Source organism: Hoylesella marshii DSM 16973 = JCM 13450, from assembly GCF_000146675.1.
Classification (GTDB): domain Bacteria; phylum Bacteroidota; class Bacteroidia; order Bacteroidales; family Bacteroidaceae; genus Prevotella; species Prevotella marshii.
In genome coordinates this window covers 1,176,319-1,196,389 of record NZ_GL397214.1, presented here as the reverse complement: position 1 = coordinate 1,196,389, position 20,071 = coordinate 1,176,319, and the positions used below count along the sequence as shown (strand labels likewise).

The window sequence follows — 20,071 nt, the reverse complement described above, 5'->3', positions numbered from 1 at the left end:
TTGGATAAGTCATTATCCACGTTTGTATAAGTCATTATCCACGTTTGGAGAGTTTGTTATCCACGTTTGGAGAGTTTGTTATCCACGTTTGGAGAGTTTATTATCCACGTTTGGATAAATAGGGGTATCAAATGAAAATAAAAGGGGAGTTTATGGGGCAAATTTCCTTTTTTTATTAATTTTGCGAGGGAGCTATCAACGATGTCTTGCTGATTGACAGACGAGCGGATGGCAATCCAAGCAAATACTAACCTAAAGTTTTACTAAACCAATGATTCACATGATGAAAAGACGTTTTACTCTATGGGGCATGGCTTTGGCCGTCCTTTTTGCTGTGCCTGCTGCTTCAATGGCTGCACAGACCGATGTTTACCTGTATGGGCATCTCACTTCTTCTCAGAAAAGCGGACAGGTGTATGGCATCTTCCGGTTCACTTCTCAGGCTTCGGACACATCTATAGACGACGTGAAGGAGCTGAAAACAACGCCCAATGCGGGAGGTGTGAAAGTACGCAACCGCTACTATTGCTTCAATATTGACAATTCGAGCGGTTACGGAAACGACTATTATATGTTTATCTATGATGTCGACGACAATTTCAATCTGATTACCCGCACGACGGTTCCGGCATCGTTTGTGGCAGAATCGCAAGTATTGGCCTACGATCCCACCACCCAAAAGGTGTACACGGCCTATGTAGATGGCTATGCAGGCAATGTGTTGGCTACGCTCGACCTGTCTCGTAGAACCAAAGAAAGGGTGGGGTTGCTGGATCATACGAAGTTTTTGGCCATGGCATTTAATAAAGAAGGTCGTCTGTTTGGTATCACGAATATGGGTGCACTCTACGAGATAGATAAGACCAACGCCAACTTACGTTATATCGGCTCTACGGGTGTATCGCCCGCTGATTATCAGCAGTCGGCGACGTTCTCTGACTACGATGCCACGACACTCTATTGGGCGGCGACCACCAACAACACCGGCGACCTTTACAGCGTGGATGTGACCAATGCGCAGGCTACACTCATCAAGACCTTTCCCCACGAGGAAGAGTTTGCGGCCTTGTGGGCAGACACCAAAGTGATAGCTGCTGGTGCACCGGCAGCCGCCACCGATCTCATCGCCTCTTTCCCACAAGGAGCTTTGAAAGGTACAGTCAGCTTCAAGGCACCCGACACTACGCATAGCGGTGCAACGCTTTCGGGCACACTCCAATATACCTTGTTCATTGACGATATGGCCGCTGCACATGGAACGGTGGAGGCGGGACAATCAACCTCCTGCGCAGTTACGGTATCAACCACAGGCCTACACGACGTGCATATCGTGCTGAGCAATGACAAAGGCGAGGGAGACAGAGCCACGCTGCGCAACATCTACATCGGCAAGGATACGCCGAGCGGTGTAGAGAGTGTTGTTCTCGACAAAGGGACTGCGCCCGACGAACTCGTGCTGACATGGGATGCGCCCTCTAAAGGTGTTCATGGCGGTTATGTAGACCTCGCAGCCGTGAAGTATATCGTTAAGCGGATGCCCGACGACGTGGTTGTTTCCACTCATGCGACCTCTCCTTTCCGAGACACTTTCCGTCCCGATGTTCCCACGATGTGTTTCTATGATGTGACGCCTTACATTGATGAAGAAAGCAAAGGGCTGCCCATGTCGTCAAACAAACTTCTTGTAGGCAAACCCTTTGAAGTGCCGTATGCCGAGGACTTCTCTACCAATCAGCGCGTGCTCTGCTACGCTATAGAAGATGCCAACGCTGATGGCACTACATGGGAATACCTCTATGAATATGGCTATATGCGCATCTCTTCTGGCGACAAGGAGAAAGACGATTGGCTGTTTACGCCTTTCATTGCTGTGAAGAAGGATAAGACTTACAAACTGTCATTCGATGTGCGCAGCATTGCTGTTGAGACAATCGAAGTGAAATACGGCATACATCCGATGGCATCGGCCATGACGGAGGCTTTGCTGCCCGTGACATCGGTCGATACCGACTATGATTGGAAACGTTTGGAACAGACTTTCACGGCAACATCCGATGCCCCTCTCTTCATCGGGTTCCATGCCTGCAACACCGACGTTGCCGCCGGCCATTCGCTCTACATCGACAATGTCAAGGTTGAGGAGGTTGCGTCTACCGGCATGGAATACGCGAAGAAATCTCAAAACTACCGTGTGGAAAACGGCCAACTCACAGTAACGGGCACCCACGCCATAGATACTCGCATCTATCGTGCTGACGGCACCATGCTGTTCTCGGGCATTCTGTGCCCGGGCAACGTACTTTCCTTGCCTCGCGGTCTTGTGATTGTACGTGTAGCCGACGAAGTTGCGAAGCTCATTGTCGAGTAACAATACCTTGTCCTTGACCTTGTTGTATTTTTTTTACCCAAAGCGTTGTCTTGGGGTGACATCTTTCACGGCTACAGCACTTGCTTTGCTTACATCGGCAATGCGATTCGCGCCGAGAAAGTTTACCGACCTTTCCCTGTACAAACGCCATTTGTACGCGAGTTCGGGATAAGAGATTCTTATCTAATCGCCCCAAAGAGGCTTACAGTCCGATAACCTATCCCAAACTCGTGTATGAAAATCGAATCCCAAGTTGGGACGACGCAAAACACGTGTGAAAAACGAAATCCGAGAGTCGGACAGCGCAAAACACTCGTGAAAAACCAAATCCGAGAGTCGGACGGCGCAAAACACGCGTGAAAAACCAAATCCGAGAGTCGGACAGCGCAAAACACGCGTGAAAAATCGAATCCCAAGTTGGGATTGGACAGAACGCCCATTCTTCGACAACTTTTAATGCTTTGCGCAATACTGCGATACGGATGAATACGGGCGTAATGGACATTACGCCTCACTTTACAATCTTCTGCATAGCGGTCTTGTTGCCGTAGGTTGCCTTTATGACATAGATTCCGGCAGGCAGGTGACGCAGCGAGATAGTCGATGCGGGATGGAGCAACGACAGAACACTTTCGCCATTGATGCCGTAAATCTGCACAGCATCAACCGAACCACGAAGCGTCAGGGTCTCACCGTCGAAACTCATCTCCTGCGCAGTTGAAGAAGCCGATGCCGATTCAATGCCCGTGGCTGCCACATCGTAAGAAAGCAAGGGACAGAGCGCCATCGACAAAGGGTCGTCGGTATTGCGGAACCAAGTATAAGTACCGGTAGGTTGGTGATTCTCGTCTTCGTCTGCCAACAGGTGGAAAGCCGTGCAAAGTTCGCCCTCGTTACGTCTGTGACAGAGGATAGCAATATCATCGGCACTCGACCCGCTGGTGTTGTTAGGCATACCGTCCACGGTGATAAAGAACTCGCCACTGACCTTGACCGGCGAGGCAAAAGTAAATGAAGTGGGTTTGAGGTCGCCTGCAACGAACACAAGCTGCGAGGCTTTCAGCGAAGCCGATGCCAGCGAAGTGCCGGGCATCCCTTTCCCGTCGGGTGTCTTCACAGATACGGTAATCATGGCATCAGGACTAACGGTGGTAACGGATGCGAAGTAAATATCCACGCTCTTGATTTCAGCTGCCGCCAGAGGAGCCTTGAAATACTCTGCAAACTCTTTCATTCCGAGCCAATTGCTACCTGCATAGTTACCATACCATCCCATGGATAGCTTTACGAGCTTATCGTTTTCCTCGGGTTTGATATTCCAAACATACTGCTCGCCGCCGGCTTGTATAGCATTTTGGAGTATATCTTGGTCAGTGCCTGTGTCATTGGTGGTGCGTAGCCCCACACTGTAGACACCTTTGCGGAGGTAGGTTACCACAGGATTGCGGTCGGTACTGCGCGTAATATCGGTACCGGTAAACGTCCAAATCCATTCCGAAGGCCGGCCGTCAGAGAGGTCTTTGAACCTTACGGGCACGTTTAATGGTACAAAGCAGGCGGTGAAAGGCGATAAGTAAGCCTCTTCGGGCACACCGATGAGGGCTTTGGGTGCCACACCCGTCACACGGACATACGCATCGCGGGTAAGCGTCTGGCTACCATTGGCATCGGCCACCGTCAGCGTAACGGGATAAGAACCGGCTCGTGCATAGGTAACTTCGGGATTCTTTTCAGAAGAAGTGGCCGGTGTACCGCCGGGGAAAGTCCATGTATAGGTGGTAATTGCCCCCTCAGATGTATTGACGAAATGTACTTTCTGCTCCGTGTTGATAGAGACATAGGCATCTGCAGAGTTGTCTAACTGCATGAGCCGGAAGCCATCGATGAGCACATCTTCGCCACCCTGCCCTTTATAATTGAAAGAGAACTGCACTTTCTTTCCCGCATAGGCGGAGAGGTCAAGGCGGAATTTGATCCAATTCGGCCCTGTATATCCCTGTTCCTGTGCCCACCGGAAAGCGTCGAGAAGTAGCGTGGTCGTTCCAGCCTCCACGTCTTTTACACTCAAAGTCCATCGGGCGAAAACGAGCAGACCGCCACTGAAGCAGCTATAGAACTCGCACTGACTATTGGGCTCCACAGTGATTTCGGGCGAGGTAGCCGTTTCGTTCTGCATGCTCTCGGCATATGGGATACCCAATGAGTATTGACTCGCTTCATCTATTGAGGAGAAAGGCTTCATGCCTTTTACCCGCGGTTGTTGCCAGAGGCTCCATGTAGCACTTGCATTGGTGCGTTGGTAAGTCCATGTGGCAGCCTCCTCTTGGCTGTCCCAGCCCATCTTGTAGTAGGTTTTCATGGCCTCTTGCGCATAGAAATTCGCCTTCAGGGTTTGTCCGTACACGGAAACGGTACAGAAAACAAATAATAAGAGTAACGTTCTTTTCATGGGTGTTGGTATTAAAGAGTGAAACATAGATAGGGGCAAATATAGTGAAAAAGATTGAAAGTGCGGCATTTTTTCAGTAACTTTGCGGGTAACTCTATATGAAACAACTATGCTGAAAGAAGGATTAAAACATGTAAGCCGGCTCACAGTGAGCAATGCGCAGTCAGCCATTGCGCAAGGGTCGGGCGATTTGCCGGTATTAGCAACACCTGCCATGCTGGCCTTGATGGAGAATGCAGCCATGTTAGCCGTAGCCGACAGTCTGCCGGAAGGCACAACGACTGTGGGCGGACAGATAGCATCTTCTCATCTGAGCCCCACAGCTATCGGGGCTATAGTGGAGGCCGAAGCCGTATTGGAAAAGGTGGATGGAAAGAAACTGCACTTCCGCATCACGGTCAGACAAGGTGATAAACTCATCGGCGAGGGCACACATCTGCGGTTCATCGTAGACCGAGAGCGATTTCTTAGCCGCTTGTAACTGCCCGTAACACAAAAGACCGTCGGTAAAAGAGGCTTCTTCTCTCACCGGCGGTTTCTATCTCTTGCCCTTTTGGCACGGGACGATTCTATTTCTTTTTCGGTATTCTGCGTGCCCATCCCTCCTCCGAAAAGTCGGGTATCTCACCTTTTACCTCCACTTTGTTCTTTACAAAGAACTGTCTCCAATCGCCTGTTTCCCCTTTCGCTCTGCGAGTTTTCGGCTTTCGGCTTTTGTCTTCGGGCAGTTGATGACTGTGCCGATCACCCTTGTTTCCTCCTCGGTCAGCATCATTGCAACGCACAGTGCGCCGCTTATACTGCACACCATTCAAAGCCTTCATCACGCGGTCGGCATCTTCCGATGGCACTTCTATATAAGAATACTTGCTCAATAGGTCAATATGTCCCACTTCCTGCCGACCGTGCACATGACGATTGATAAACTGCATCACCTCGCCCGGGTAGAAACCGTCGGCTTTTCCCAAATTGATAAACAACCGAGTAAAGCCTTCTTCGGCTTTGTAGCTGCGGTTTCCGCCTTTCCGTTGCCGTTCTTTGCGTTCGCTAAGCCGTTCTTTCTGTGTCGTAGGACGTTCAATAACAGGAGCATCTGCATAATAGGCAAGGAACTTACCGAACTCCATGCTGACTATTTTCTTGATAATGTCTTCCTTGTCTATGTATTCGAAGTGGCGGTCAATTTCGGTCATGAAGGGTGCAATTTCCTCTTCTAAGACATCCGTTTTCAATATCTCGTCCATCACCTTGTACAGTTGCTTGCTGCATATCTCCTTGGCAGTGGGTATGGTTCCCTCATCAAACTTCTTTCCGATTATCTTCTCTATCGCTCGCATCTTAGAGCGTTCGCGAGTGTGAATGATGGCGATAGAGGTGCCTTTCTTACCTGCTCTGCCTGTTCTGCCGCTGCGATGTGTGTAGCTTTCCACATCGTCGGGTAAGCCGTAGTTAATGACATGTGTCAAATCATCTACATCCAAGCCTCGCGCTGCTACATCCGTAGCCACGAGAAACTGAGTCATATGCTGACGGAACTTCTGCATTGTGAGGTCGCGTTGCGGCTGACTGAGGTCTCCGTGCAGAGGTTCGGCATTATAGCCGTCGTGTATCAGCTTATCGGCTACTTCCTGAGTTTCGCGCTTTGTGCGACAGAAAATGATGGCAAATATATGCGGGTAGTAGTCTACGATGCGTTTGAGAGCTAAATATTTGTCTTTCGCATTCACCATATAGTAGATATGGTTCACGTTTTCCGCTCCCTCATTGCGGCTTCCCACCACAATCTCCTTGTGGTCGTGCAGATAGTTTCGCGCTATTTTCTCAATCTCCCGGCTCATCGTCGCCGAGAAGAGGAGCGTATTTCTGTCGGCAGGTATTCCCTCGAATATCTCGTTGATGCTGTCGGAAAAGCCCATGTTGAGCATTTCATCGGCCTCATCGAGCACCACATTCGATACGTTTTCGAGTTTAGCAACGCCACGGTGCATCAAATCAATGAGACGCCCCGGTGTGGCCACGATAATCTGCACGCCATGCCGCAACGAACGAATCTGCGTTTCGATAGACGCTCCGCCATAGACGGGCACCACATGCAGGCCATTGATATACTTGCTGAAAGCCGTTAAGTCATCGGCTATTTGCAAACAAAGTTCGCGTGTAGGTGAGAGCACCAGTGCTTGTGTGGTCTTGCTCTCCGTATCAATTTTCTGTATCAAAGGCAAACCGTAGGCGGCTGTTTTGCCGGTGCCGGTCTGCGCCAATGCAACCACATCGTTGCCGTTACCCAATAAATAAGGAATTACTTCTTCTTGTACGGGCATGGGATGCTCGAATCCCAGCTCCTCAATGGCATGGCGAATCTCTTCGCTTACGCCTAATTCTTCAAATGTCTTCAAAATCTTTTATGTCTATAATGTGATTGTATAACCGTTCGTTGTCTCCCAGCCATTATAGACAATCCTCCTGTTACACGCTGCAAAGGTAATGAAAACAAACGAGCTACCCCATCCTTTCCCCATTTATTTTCACTTCCGCGTTTGCAGCGTTTGCCTTGGTTACATCGACAAATGCCATTTACGCCGAGAAAGGTTGCCGACTTTTCTATGTACAAACCGTATCTGTGCCACGTACAAACGCCATCTGTACAGGGCACGAATGCAGACTTATCATTCGTAATTTTACGAACCTTAGAAATTACAATCCCGAACTTTCAACGAGCAAAAACCGAGAAACCATCACAAAAACGGTGTAAAAAGTTACGAATGAAAAGCACTTTTTGAAAGCAAAATACACCTCCGCCAAAAAGCTGTTGTATGCTCTTTTCCGTGATTCACCACCCCTTGTGCGTCCTCCTCTGCCGACAAGAGTGCGGAGAAGGTACACTGTGCGGAATAAATAGCAACAATCGTTTGGGTGATTCCCTATTTTTATTTAATTTTGCAGGTCAATTAAACAACTTTCGTTTCCATGTATAGAACAAACACTTGCGGAGAGCTGCGGCTCTCAGATGCCGGCAAACACGTCACCCTTGCCGGATGGGTGCAACGCACGCGTAAGATGGGCGGCATGACCTTTGTCGATTTACGCGACAGATACGGTATTACGCAGCTCGTATTCAATGAAGCCGTAGATGCCGCCTTGTGCGATGAAGCCAACAAACTCGGCCGTGAATACTGCATACAGGCGGAGGGAACGGTGAGTGAACGTGAGAGTAAAAACGCCAATCTCCCCACAGGCGACATCGAAATACTCGCTTCCGCACTCCATGTGCTCAGCAGCAGCATCACGCCTCCTTTCACCATTGAAGACAATACCGACGGGGGCGACGATATACGGATGAAGTACCGCTATCTCGACCTACGCCGTCAAGTCGTGAGACAGAATCTGGAGCTTCGCCACCGCATGACCATTCTCGTGAGAAACTATCTCGATGCGCAGCAGTTTATAGAGGTGGAAACGCCTATCCTCATCGGTAGTACACCAGAGGGTGCCCGCGATTTCGTAGTGCCTTCGCGCATGAATCAAGGACAGTTTTATGCCCTTCCGCAAAGCCCGCAAACGCTAAAGCAGCTACTGATGGTGAGCGGTTTCGACCGTTATTTCCAGATAGCCAAATGCTTCCGCGACGAAGACTTGCGTGCCGACCGCCAACCCGAGTTCACGCAGATTGACTGCGAGATGAGTTTCGCCCACCAAGAAAACGTGCTTGCCATGTTCGAAGGTATGGCACGACACCTATTTAAAGAGGTTCGTGGCGTAGACCTGCCCGACCCTCTGCCACAGATGACATGGCACGAAGCCATGCGTCGTTTCGGCAGCGATAAGCCAGACTTACGCTTTGGCATGGAGTTCGTTGAGCTGATGGATGTACTCAAAGGAACGGGTACGTTCAGTGTCTTCAACGATGCAAACTATATCGGCGCTATCTGCGTACCGAAATGCGCCCATTACTCCCGTAAACAACTCAACGAACTCACCGACTTCGTAAAGCGTCCGCAGGTAGGAGCCGCTGGTTTGGTATGGGTAAAAATAGAGGAAGACGGCACGATAAAAAGCAGCATAGACAAGTTCTATACCCCCGAAGTATTCGCAAAGCTGAAAGAAACCACAGGTGCTAAAGCCGGCGATTTGATACTCATCATGAGCGGCGAACGCCCCAACAAGACCCGCACGCAGCTATCTACCCTGCGACTTGAGATGGGCGAACGTCTTGGCCTGCGCGATAAGAACAAGTTCGTATGCCTATGGATAGTCGATTTCCCCCTGTTTGAATGGAGCGACGAAGAGCAACGTCTCATGGCTACACACCACCCCTTTACCATGCCTAACCCCGACGACATCCCCTTGCTCGACGAACATCCGGAGCGCGTACGCGCCTTGGCCTACGATTTTGTATGCAACGGTATCGAGGTAGGTGGCGGAAGCATCCGTATCCACGACGGACAACTACAGGAACAGATGTTCCGTATCCTCGGTTTCACCCCCGAACGCGCCATGGCTCAATTTGGCTTCCTCATCAATGCTTTCAAATATGGTGCACCGCCCCATGCCGGTATCGCCTTTGGCCTCGACCGCTTTGTATCCATTATGGCTGGCCTCGACAGCATACGCGACTGTATTGCGTTCCCGAAAAACAACAGCGGACGTGATGTCATGCTCGACGCACCGTCGGAAATTGATGCCAAACAGTTGCAGGAACTCTCCATATCTATTGATTTAAATCAAGAAAAGGCGTAAACCAGCGATGGCGATTCCATGCCCATCATATTTTGCGTTAAAAGTTTTCAATATGTCAAATGTTATCACTAATTTTGCAGTATAATAGATTGAGAAGACGTATTTTATGCCCCTCAATAGCGTATTAACTTAGTGGATTGATTATGACAGAAAAGAAAACAAAAGCGGGTGCTACGGCAAAGAAAGCGACCGCAAAGAGCGCACAAGTAGAAAAAAAAGTCCCTGTAAAGCAGAAGGCCACTGCCTCCAAAAAGAGTTCCGCACAAGGGAAGACGGTCATTGATATCAGTGCAGAGAATATCGGATTCAAGGCCGGTGACGTATATCAAGCCTTAGCGACGCAACAGAAAGCCATGAGCGTGGCCGACTTAAGCAAGGCTGCTGCCCTGAATGAACAGGAAGTACTCCTCGGTATGGGATGGCTCTTTAAGGAAGGAAAGATTAAAGGCGACGGAAAGAAAGTGTCGCTGGCCTGATTTCCCACTCAAACAAACAGGAAAGGAGAGTCTGCAAGATGCAGACCCTCCTTTTTTGTAAACGCATGAAGTACGACAGAGAAATACTACGTGTATTGGCCGAGGCCGGCGACGGAGGCCTCACAGTGGCCAAAATAACCAAGCATGTATTCAATGCTTGCAACAGCTTCTTCGACGACGTAACCGTTGAAGAAGTATATACCTATACACGAAACTTTCTCGCACGTCATACACGCCATGCCGAATCAGTGATAGGACATGGCGCAGGAAGAGGCATCTACCGCATCAAGAAAGACCTCAACCCTGCCCAACAATACATGCTCGACTTCAAGGACGATGACCCCGACGAGCCGGATGCGAACCTACCCATTGCCGACCTGTCACTCTCGCTTTTCGACTTCTGATACCTGTCGCAGCTGCAGAAAACGTACAAAATACCACTGTCGAACCTACAGTCAACAACTAAAGGAACAAAAACGAAAAAGATGCTATGATTGCAGAAACCCCAAGCATGCGACGCGCCATCATCGTCGGTGCCTCTTCAGGAATAGGATGGGAACTTGCACGAGTGCTCATTCGTGAAGGATGGATGGTAGGGGTTGCAGCCCGCCGTGCCAATCTGCTACAGCAGTTGGTTGCCCTCTGCCCGCAACGGGTACACCCTCTACAGCTCGATGTTATCCAAGAGGATGCCCCGCAACGATTGTCTCGCTTCATCGAAAAGATGGGTGGGATAGACTTGTATGTGTATTCATCGGGCATCGGAAAACAGAATCGGCTGCTCGACACCGACATCGAAGCGGGAACAGCTCGCACCAATGCTGTGGGATTCATTGCCTTGGTGAGCACGGTCTTCAACTATATGGCCAACCATGGTGGCGGACACATCGCTGTTATCAGTTCTATCGCAGGCACGAAAGGTTTGGGCGCAGCACCGGCCTATTCGGCGACGAAAGCCCTTCAAAATACCTATATGCAGGCATTGGAACAGCTCATACGGGCACGGAAACTGAAGATACGACTCACCGATTTGCGTCCCGGATTCGTTGATACTGCCATCCTTTCGGACGAGCATCGCTATCCGATGCTCATGCGTCCCGATATGGTAGCAGAGAAAATGTGGCAAGCCATTCGCAAACACCGTCACGTATGTGTGATAGACGGCCGATGGAGGTTGCTGACAGCCCTGTGGCGGCTTATCCCCAATGGTATTTGGCGGCGACTTCCCCTCTGATTCCGCCCTATCTTTCTCCCGCTTCCCGATGAAATGCCACAAGCCTTTCCATCGGGCTTTTTTCTATTTTTCCCATCCTGTAACCCTCTTCCAAGGCTACAGCTTCCAACACCTCCCGATAGTAGTAAGCAATGCTTCCTACCGCATGCACACAGAGGTCTTTGCGTCGATAGTGCTCAAGGTTCAGCCGAAAGAACGAACGGAAGTTCTCGGCTACGAGTTTGCGTATATCCCTGTCGGCCAGATGACGATGCACGAAGGGCGATAGGCTGGCCAGAAAACGGTTGGGCATCGGCTCACGATACACCTTACGGACGATGTCGGCCGGTGTAAGTCCCGTCGACACATAGAAATCCGCCTTCACAGTCTCGGATAAATGTCCTTTCACTATCGCACTCACAAGCAACTTGCCCAGCACAGCACCGCTGCCCTCGTCGCCGAGAATATAGCCCATCGGTGGCGTGTTTTGTGTAATGGCATCGCCGTCGTACAAACAAGAGTTTGCCCCCGTGCCTAAAATACATGCCATGCCGGCCTTGTGTCCACAGAGGGCGCGGGCTGCTCCCATCAGGTCGCTGTCTACGACAATCTCCGCGGCGTGAGGGAATGCTCGGTACAAGAGGTCGTGCATACGGGTGCATTGCTCATCGCGACAGCCGCTTCCATAGAAAAACACCTGTCGCACGTCCGTATGACGAAGTTGAGGGATAAGTTCCTCGGCGAGAATAGCCGATATGCGCGTCTCGTCTTGGTGGAACGGATTGATGCCCTGTGTGACAACACACGTTACGCTTCCGTCGGCATGGCAAAGGCACCAGTCGGTCTTTGTGCTGCCACTATCTGCAATCAGTATCATAGATAAGTTTGGGTATAAAAACGGGACATCAATCAGCAAAACGCTTGAGCAACGAGCCGTACTCGTCGATACGACGGTCGCGCAAGAACGGCCACCAGCGACGCACTTGCTCACTGCGCATCATGTCGATATCGATAACGGTACATTCCTCTTCCGTTTCCGATGCACGATATAGGAGTTCACCCTGTGCACCGGCAACGAAGCTACTGCCCCAGAAACGGATACCGGCAGTCTGCCCGCTCGAATCCGGCTCGTGTCCGACCCTGTTTACCGTAATCACAGGTAAGCCATTGGCTACGGCATGTCCGCGTTGCACGGTTGTCCAAGCCTCGCGTTGGCGTTGCTGTTCGTCGCAGGTGTCGTCGGCTGCATAGCCTATCGCCGTGGGATAAATGAGCAATTCGGCACCGCGCAACGCCATGAGACGGGCAGCCTCCGGATACCATTGGTCCCAACAAACGAGCACGCCAAGACGTCCTACCGACGTATCAATCGGTTCAAAGCCCGTATCGCCGGGCGTGAAATAGAATTTCTCGTAGTAGGCAGGGTCATCGGGTATGTGCATCTTACGGTAAGTGCCGGCTATCGTGCCGTCGTGTTCCAGCACAACGGCCGTATTGTGGTAGAGACCGGCTGTACGACGCTCAAAGAGTGAAGTCACGATGACAAGGTTCAGCTTCTGCGCCAGCGCACCGAAGAAGTCGGTGGACAGCCCGGGTATAGTCTCCGCCCAATCAAACATATCGACGTTTTCCGTTTGGCAGAAATACGGGGTGTTGTGCAATTCCTGCAACACAACGAGGCGTGCACCGCGACGGGCAAGCTCTTCGATTCCGGTAGCGAGGCGGCGGCGGTTGTCGTCGGCATCGGCAGTACAACGTTGCTGAATGATTCCTGTTCTTAAAGTATTCATGATGGATTCGGGTATTTAGCGTGGGTTGATTCAGAGGGTTATCACGCCCTTGGGGTACTGCATGGTGAGACAGTGGAGGGAACCGTGCTGACGGATAACGGGACAGGCATCGATGCCAATCACTTCACGGTCGGGGAATGCCTGCCGGAGGACATCAATGGCCAGAGCATCGAGGGCGGACTGACGGTAGGTCGGACAGATAACGGTACCGTTGAGCACAATGAAATTAGCATACGTGGCCGGCAGTCGGCTGCCGTCGCAGCAGATGGCTTTAGGCATGGGTAGAGGCATGAGTCGATAAGGGGTGTCCTGAAGCGTGCGCAATTCTTGCAGCTGCTTTTGCAGTTTGAGGAAGTCCTCGTAATGCACGTCATCAGGGTCTTGGCAGGAGACATAGAGCAATGCATCATCGGGAGCGCACCGCACAATGGTGTCGATATGGCCGTCGGTATCATCTCCAAGCAGCGTACCATGGTCGAGCCATACGATGCGCTCGGCATGGAGTGTCGTCTTCAACCGACTTTCAATGTCAGCTTGTGTGAGGGGTTGGTTGCGATGAGGTGCCAACAGACAGGTGCTTGTGGTAAATACGGTGCCCTCGCCATCGCTCTCGATGGAGCCGCCTTCGAGCACGAAATCGAGATTGTCTTCCCGCTCACCGTGCAACACTCCGGCAGCACAAAGGCGGGCAGTGATGGCATTGTCGTGCTGCGCAGCAAACTTCTCGCCCCAGCCATTGAATCCGAAATCGAGCAAACGGGCGGGAATATCGCCTGTAGCGTCGGTGGGAACGAGTGTCAGAGCGGCATGGTCGCGCGCCCATGTGTCGTTGGTAGGTATCTCGCAGACAATGACATGCTCCATCTGTTTGTCATCGAGCACACGTTGCAGGGCAATCCGCGTGTCGACGGGTTGCGGTGTGACCACCAGCAGAAGCTCATGGCGGGTGATGACATCAGCCATGGCGAGGAAAACATCGGTAATCTCGGCGAGCATATCGCGCCAATCGGTCTCGGCATGAGGCCAAGTCAGCTGTATACCGCTCTGTGTATGCCATTCGGCCGGCAGCAGATAGTCGTTCTTTCTCATTGCGTGTTGCATAGGATGGATAGTGGTGCAAAGGTATAAAAAACTATCGAAATGATGTCCTGTGCATGCCCTTTAATCCCAAATCGGTCTTCATATCTGTTTCACAAACGAAGCAATTTATACGCGAGTTCGGGATAAGAGAGTCTCATTTAATAGCCCCAAAGGGACGAAAGATTACAGCAGAATAAAGCGCTGTAAGTGCGACAGAATACAGGCAGGTGGTGAAGCGTAAGCGTAACCCCTGCATGAAAGCATCCCTCCATCAAAACTCCGGAGGAGTGACGGAACGATAACGGATATGCTGCCGTTCCGTCGCCCCTTTGGGGCTTTTCCTTTTTGTGCATGCTTAACAGGGGCTTCACCCCTGCCTGTGTTCCATCGCCTCTCCGAGGCTCTTTCTTTTACAAAGGCATCGTCCTAAAAAGCGGCAACCCCGCTTGATGTCCACAGCGCTTGCCTTTCAATCATTAAAAAACGCGAGTGGTACGCATCATCACGATGCGTACCACTCTATCTGTCATGCAAAAAATAGTTTCTTATAGGCGAGCGGGGCAGGCTGCCTCAATCCTTCGGCACCATCGGAAGAGGGTCGGAGGGTATAGGGCCGGCACCTCCGCCGTCTCCCGGATTTTTACCGCCACCGTCGTCCGGCTTTTTACCGTCGTCACCTGGCTTTTTGCCTCCGCCGTCTGGTTTCTTGCCACCATCGCCCGGCTTTTTATCTCCCTCTGATGGTTTCTTATCTTTGTCATCGCCCGGCTTCTTGTCGCCGTCTGACGGCTTCTTGTCTTTGTCGCCTTTCTTCTTTTTCTCTTTGTTTTTCTTCGCGTTTACCGCCTTGCGTCGCGCCAACACGTCTTGGTAGAGGTCTACGAGATTGTTGTAATGTGTGATGAGGGCGGTGGTTTTGGCATCGGGCGAGAGGGTGTCGAGGGCGGTGATGTGGGCGAGCACGCTCTCGAGTGCTTTGTCTACGCCCATGCGCAGGGCAGCGGTGTCGAACGTGCCTTTGGGTGTTTTCGACGTGATGCGCTGGTGGTAGCGGGCATCGAATGCTTTGTTGGCCTCGTCGAGGCGTGCGATGGCTGCCGTGGCATTGATTTTAGTCACGGCTGCGGCAGCGGGTGCTTTTTTGAAGTCGTCGACCATGTTGCGGATGTTTCCCGTTTCTTGGTCGTAGTTCACTTCCGGCGTCTTGGGATAGCGCCTCATCACCTCTGCCACGGTTTTGGCAGCCTCTACCACGTTTTCGTCGTCGTTGCGCAGCTCTATTTCTACGAGCAGACGCAGGGCGTAATAGGCATTGTCGCGTTTGCGGTCGAGTTTTTCGAGTGCCTCGGTGCCGTCGAGCGATCGCGAGCGGTTGAGCGCCTCGTCCTCGCGGGCCAGTGCGGCTTCGAGCGGTGCCAATACGTCGGTGAGTTTCTCTATGCCGGCTTCTTTGCAGAGTTTTAACACGCGGTCGGCATACTGAAAGTGCTCCATGTTTTGGAGTCTGTCTTTCTGAATGGTTTTCATTCTCATGGATGAGTGTTTTTAAAAAGGTTATTAATTAAAATATGAGTTCCGGAAATATTCCGAGACACTGTTTTTCATCGTTTTTTTCGTCGGGCGCCCCCGAAACCGTGCCCGCGTTGTCGGCAGACTTTCGGGATGCCCCGAAATCGTGCCCGCACTGTCGGCAGCTTTTCGGGATGCCCCGAAACTGTGCCCGCGCTGTCGGCAGACTTTCGGGATGCCCCGAAATCGTACCCGCGCTGTCGGCAGCTTTTTGGGATGCCCCGAAATCGTACCCGCGCTGTCGGCAGCTTTTTGGGATGCCCCGAAATCTTATCAGAATTCTACGAAAGCTCGGATAGTCATAAAATCTCGCTTATCCTTGCTCTCAAACCTCATGCTGTAACGACTGGGGGTTACGTAATAAACATAGCTGTTACTCTCCTCAGAACTAGACCAATACGTTTTAGAGGAGTTTGTAATTGAGATTCCCTGTGCTACCTTAAAGGCGTAATTTACCATATTCCCTTGCCATGAACCAGAATAAGAAATAGGTATACTACTAACATCTCCAAATCCCAGCTTTACAAAAAGGTCTCGCCATTCAGATAGGCTCGGCAAATACCACACTTCATCTTTGTTTAGAGATGGAGCTAAGGTCTTCCCTTTGGCTATTAATCGGTCGCTTAGATAGAAATCTTGATAATATTTACCTGCCCAATAATAGACAGGAAAGTCAGCAAGTTCATTGGCTTTTATAATGGGGTTGCCATCATGTCTACTGTCATAACTTTCCCAAGTCCAAACCTTGCCACTCGTTGTACTGTTTAGGGCATCTTCAACGGTATTCAGCATCGCTGACGAATTGTGTTGGGCATAATTATAACCTCTGATCCAGTGGTCTACGGTATTTCCTTCGCCACCAAAGTTCCAAAGAGCAATGGCCTTATGGGGGGCATATACGAGAGCAATGGGTACATGATTGGCACGGCCGCTGTCCTTAAGGCGGCCCGTCTGCCCGTCTTCAAATAAATAAACATAGGTGGGGAGCAACCTGATTGTACAGGTATAAGCTCCGTTGGCGTCAAAGGCATTGCCCGCTTTTAGTTTGCGATTGCCGTTGGTGTTAAGGGGCTTATTGTATACTGTCCCACCCATGATGTTATAGACGAGTTCTTCGGGTTTTGTTCCGGCCAACACGGTGAGGTAGTTATCGCCAGTGACTGTTTCAAGGTTGTCTTGAAGCTCGCTGTCAAAGTTTGTATCTGCCGTGTCGAATCTTTGCATTTTTGCCTCGACATCGCCGCTCTTGGTGGTGCTCGCAGAGAATGTTCCTGTTGTCATATCATAAACGGTTGAGGCGGGTACGCTGTTGGCTTGATAACCCAACGTGGCGTTTATACCTGTAGGAACCATAAACGCCATTATTTTCGTGCGTACACGTACACCTGCATGTTTCATTGTGAAAGCGATCTCTTGCTTCTTGGTATTGGCAATTGTTACGTTGGGTTGTCGACAGACAAACGCCTTGTCGGCATGCTGTAAGGGAATTTCTATATTATTGCCCGACCGCGTGGCATACTGATGAGTATAACAAACGAAATCGTAGTTGGCCGGGGCGAGTTGAATCGGATTAACGCCCGTATCATAAACAAATGCCCCCGAAGCATTGAAATGTCCTTTCGTGCTTGCTGCTTCAATGCTTGTGCCAGCTTTAAAGGCAACGATAGTATAATGGTTTCCGCTCGTAATGGTGCGAGTTTCTTGTTTGGGCTGTTCTGAATCGCGCTCAAGGGTAACTTCGGCTTCTATGCCACCCATATCGAACGTATCTTTAATGATCTCGGTAACAGCTGCACGGGAACCAGCCATCTCCACATCGTCATTGTAAGGAGCTTCGCTCATGTTAAACTTAATGCTCGTGACCGGTTCACTGGTATTATCTTCGTTATTGTCTTTGCTGCATGCCGTTATCAACATGGCAACTGCTGCGAGCATACTGAATTTGATAAATATTTGTTTCATTGTTTCGTCTTTTTGCGGATTAAAAATCTAAATCTACATCGAAGTCGTCTCCCTCTTGGTCGCCCTTGTCTTCGTAGTCGTCTTCTTGTGAACCGTTGCTTGGTGTAACCGTTGAGCAGATTAATTGACTGTTTTCTGCTTCTACTACCTCGCACCATGGTGCAAGATACGGGAGATTGTCTTCCTGATTTCTTTTCATCTTATTTTACTTGTTTTAATTAAATAAATTAGAGTAATTTTTGCCTTTCCGTACCTTGCAAACGGACACGAAAAAGCGAACAAAGGGAACTCCGTGGAGCCCTTTGTTTATAGGGAATACGACACGCTTCGCGCGCGCGTATAAGAAAGCGTTTAAAGTATTATCTGACTGACGGTGCGAATGTGTGTGTGTGTGTGTGTGTGTGTGTGTGTTACACTTTTTTCCGGTGTATGCAAATATAAAGCGTTAAAAGATGCAGAAAAACACACTTTTTCCTGCACCGCATTCATTGGGTTATGGTCTCCTCTTCTTTGCATAGTGCCGGCAAAGGTATAACAATTTATTAAAGCGACCAAATGTTTGAGAAAGAAAGTGCTACGTTACTTTCCTTTATCCAGCGTAAGCACGATTTTGCCTACATAGACGGCGTGTTTACCATTTTGATCAACAGGCACTTCGCGGCCATCAAGGTCTTTTACGTATTGCAGCGTGTGAAAATAGGTGTGGGAATGACCACCCAGTACGAGGTCGATATTGCGCGAACCGGCTATCACCTCAGTGTCGTCGATGCCATGGAGATTCCATCCGAGGTGGGAGATACAGATAACAACGTCGCATTTCTTTTGCTTTTTCAGCATCGTGGCCATGTCGTTGGCCACGCGAATTGGATCGAGATACTTTACACCTTGGCAGTTTTTGGAGAATACAAGTCCATCTAATTCAGGGTCGAGCGCGAAGACGCCTATCTTCACTCCGTTGTGGCGGAACGTCATATAAGGCTTAACAAGACCTTCGAGCACAGTTCCCGTGAAGTCGTAGTTGGAGCAAAGAATAGGGAAACGGGCTTTACTGAATAGGTGAGCCATGTTCTCCATGCCGAAATCAAACTCGTGATTGCCCACGGTAGAAGCTGTGTATTGCATCTCGTTCATCAGTTCTATCTCCACATCGCCTCGATAGAGTGTATAGTAAGGCGAACCTTGTGAGAAGTCGCCGCTGTCGAACAAGAGCAAGTCGGGATGTCTCTTGCGCGCTTCCTGCAACATCGTCGCCCTACGCACAAAGCCTCCGCGTCCGGCCACGAGCGTGTCGGAGAGGTTTACACTCAAAGGCATGATACAACTGTGGGTGTCGTTGGTATGCAGAATCACCAACTGTTTCTTCTGTGCTGAGCCGTTAAGGGCAATGACAAAGAGTATAAATACGAGTAAATATCTTGGTTTCATAGCTTATTTGATAACAATTCTACCTTCTATTTTTGCTGTAACAGACAGACCATTTGCTGCCTGTGTGCGGAAATAATCGCAAATAATGTAACGCATGTTGTTGCGTTCTGACTGTGGAGAAACAAGTTCGGTTCCACTTTTGAAAGCCACCATTTCATCGTTTCCCTGCGAGAGGTAGTCGATGGTTGCTACCCGATAATGGGCTGCAGGGTCGATGGGCTTGCCGTGAAGCGTGGCCGACAGCAATTTCCCATCTTTGCTTATCTCCAACTGCACACCATGACTTACGCCTTCGCCACCACGGAAAGCAATCTGCGAAAACAACTCCATGAGCTTTGTGCCGCTAAGCGTAAGGAAACAAATTTTGTTCTCAAAAGGTGCCACATCCACCACATCGCCATAGGTAACCTTACCTTTCGGAAGAGCAGCGCGCATGCCACCTATATTATATACAGCAAGGTCGGGATGCTCTCCGTAGTCTTTTGCTGCCCAAATGAGGATGTCGGGCAACAAGTTAGACAACTTCCCCTCAGGTCGCATGGGAGTGAGTTCGCTGTCGGTAGTACCAACAACCGGTGCCATTACGCTGTCCACACGTGCCTTATACGGAGCTAAGATGGCCTCAGCGCGGGTATCGGGTTGCGCATCATAGCGGCTGTCTATCAAAATTCGACTGCGCTCTATGCCACTCACATGATAGCGTGAAGCACACGAAGAGAAGAGCACGAGCATCGCGACAAGTCCTATGGAGAAAAGTTTTTTCTGTTTTATCATTGTCAAATACTTTTAAGGTTACAAACATACGCTGCTATCGGCATCAGTAGAGATTTTCTCCGCTTTCTCGGCCGACTCGCTCATGCAAAGGTATAACAGAAATTCGGAAAAAAGAAAGAAACCGACCGATTATTAATCAGGAAAACTCACAGCAGGAGAACAAACCGCTAAATCATGTTAATTATAAACCTTTTGTGAGTAAAAACACTGTATATAGAAAGAAAAAGG

The 20,071-nt window shown here is 50.1% G+C and carries 16 protein-coding genes; 6 read left to right on the top strand and 10 right to left on the bottom strand.

Features of this window, described 5'->3' with window-relative positions; translation table 11 throughout:
* Window positions 1-280: 280 nt before the first annotated feature.
* Window positions 281-2,368 carry a choice-of-anchor J domain-containing protein gene (locus HMPREF0658_RS04930; protein ID WP_139047723.1) on the top strand — a complete coding sequence of 696 codons (2,088 nt, stop codon included), beginning with the start codon at window positions 281-283 and terminating at the stop codon, window positions 2,366-2,368.
* Between the two features lie 511 nt (window positions 2,369-2,879).
* Here the strand turns inward: HMPREF0658_RS04930 and HMPREF0658_RS04925 are convergent.
* A complete protein-coding gene (locus HMPREF0658_RS04925; RefSeq protein ID WP_006949062.1) occupies window positions 2,880-4,817 on the bottom strand; it encodes a PKD domain-containing protein in 1,938 nt (645 codons plus the stop codon).
* Between the two features lie 109 nt (window positions 4,818-4,926).
* Here HMPREF0658_RS04925 and HMPREF0658_RS04920 point away from each other — a divergent pair, with 109 nt between their 5' ends.
* On the top strand, window positions 4,927-5,298 hold the full coding sequence (locus HMPREF0658_RS04920) for a thioesterase family protein (protein ID WP_006949061.1): 372 nt from the start codon (window positions 4,927-4,929) through the stop codon (window positions 5,296-5,298).
* A gap of 88 nt (window positions 5,299-5,386) precedes the next feature.
* Here HMPREF0658_RS04920 and HMPREF0658_RS04915 read toward each other — a convergent pair whose 3' ends face one another.
* The gene (locus HMPREF0658_RS04915; RefSeq protein ID WP_006949060.1) at window positions 5,387-7,213 is read right to left on the bottom strand and encodes a DEAD/DEAH box helicase; all 1,827 of its coding nucleotides are present in this window, start codon (window positions 7,211-7,213) and stop codon (window positions 5,387-5,389) included.
* A 571-nt stretch (window positions 7,214-7,784) separates the two neighbouring features.
* On the opposite strand from HMPREF0658_RS04915, the gene aspS reads away from it, so the two are divergent.
* From aspS to HMPREF0658_RS04895, 4 genes are all read left to right on the top strand, one after another.
* Window positions 7,785-9,554 (top strand): aspartate--tRNA ligase, encoded by a 1,770-nt coding sequence (aspS, locus tag HMPREF0658_RS04910; protein WP_006949057.1) that lies wholly within the window; start codon window positions 7,785-7,787, stop codon window positions 9,552-9,554.
* A 143-nt stretch (window positions 9,555-9,697) separates the two neighbouring features.
* Window positions 9,698-10,030, top strand: coding sequence for a winged helix-turn-helix domain-containing protein (locus HMPREF0658_RS04905; protein ID WP_006949054.1), 333 nt, complete (start codon window positions 9,698-9,700; stop codon window positions 10,028-10,030).
* Between the two features lie 65 nt (window positions 10,031-10,095).
* A complete protein-coding gene (locus tag HMPREF0658_RS04900; RefSeq protein ID WP_024991153.1) occupies window positions 10,096-10,434 on the top strand; it encodes a hypothetical protein in 339 nt (112 codons plus the stop codon).
* An 86-nt stretch (window positions 10,435-10,520) separates the two neighbouring features.
* Complete coding sequence (locus HMPREF0658_RS04895) at window positions 10,521-11,264, top strand: SDR family NAD(P)-dependent oxidoreductase (RefSeq protein ID WP_006949050.1); 744 nt, start codon at window positions 10,521-10,523, stop codon at window positions 11,262-11,264.
* A 7-nt stretch (window positions 11,265-11,271) separates the two neighbouring features.
* On the opposite strand, the gene HMPREF0658_RS04890 is transcribed toward HMPREF0658_RS04895, so the two are convergent.
* The 8 genes from HMPREF0658_RS04890 to HMPREF0658_RS04850 all read right to left on the bottom strand — a co-directional run bounded on the left by HMPREF0658_RS04890 (window position 11,272) and on the right by HMPREF0658_RS04850 (window position 19,843).
* Complete coding sequence (locus HMPREF0658_RS04890) at window positions 11,272-12,120, bottom strand: hypothetical protein (RefSeq protein ID WP_006949047.1); 849 nt, start codon at window positions 12,118-12,120, stop codon at window positions 11,272-11,274.
* A 28-nt stretch (window positions 12,121-12,148) separates the two neighbouring features.
* Window positions 12,149-13,033 carry a carbon-nitrogen hydrolase gene (locus HMPREF0658_RS04885; protein WP_006949046.1) on the bottom strand — a complete coding sequence of 295 codons (885 nt, stop codon included), beginning with the start codon at window positions 13,031-13,033 and terminating at the stop codon, window positions 12,149-12,151.
* Between the two features lie 30 nt (window positions 13,034-13,063).
* Window positions 13,064-14,122: an agmatine deiminase family protein gene (locus HMPREF0658_RS04880; protein WP_006949045.1), complete on the bottom strand. Its 1,059-nt coding sequence runs from the start codon at window positions 14,120-14,122 to the stop codon at window positions 13,064-13,066.
* A gap of 561 nt (window positions 14,123-14,683) precedes the next feature.
* Window positions 14,684-15,646 carry a DUF6261 family protein gene (locus tag HMPREF0658_RS04875; protein WP_006949040.1) on the bottom strand — a complete coding sequence of 321 codons (963 nt, stop codon included), beginning with the start codon at window positions 15,644-15,646 and terminating at the stop codon, window positions 14,684-14,686.
* Window positions 15,647-15,955: 309 nt separating this feature from the next.
* Window positions 15,956-17,644, bottom strand: a complete 1,689-nt coding sequence (locus tag HMPREF0658_RS04865; protein ID WP_006949038.1) for a fibrobacter succinogenes major paralogous domain-containing protein — start codon at window positions 17,642-17,644, stop codon at window positions 15,956-15,958.
* Between the two features lie 19 nt (window positions 17,645-17,663).
* Window positions 17,664-17,843, bottom strand: coding sequence for a hypothetical protein (locus tag HMPREF0658_RS04860; protein ID WP_006949036.1), 180 nt, complete (start codon window positions 17,841-17,843; stop codon window positions 17,664-17,666).
* Window positions 17,844-18,223: 380 nt separating this feature from the next.
* Entirely contained in the window at window positions 18,224-19,069 is an 846-nt protein-coding gene (locus HMPREF0658_RS04855; RefSeq protein WP_006949034.1) for a bifunctional metallophosphatase/5'-nucleotidase, read from the bottom strand.
* 3 nt (window positions 19,070-19,072) lie between these two features.
* Window positions 19,073-19,843, bottom strand: coding sequence for a 5'-nucleotidase C-terminal domain-containing protein (locus HMPREF0658_RS04850; protein WP_006949033.1), 771 nt, complete (start codon window positions 19,841-19,843; stop codon window positions 19,073-19,075).
* Between the last annotated feature and the right edge of the window lie 228 nt (window positions 19,844-20,071).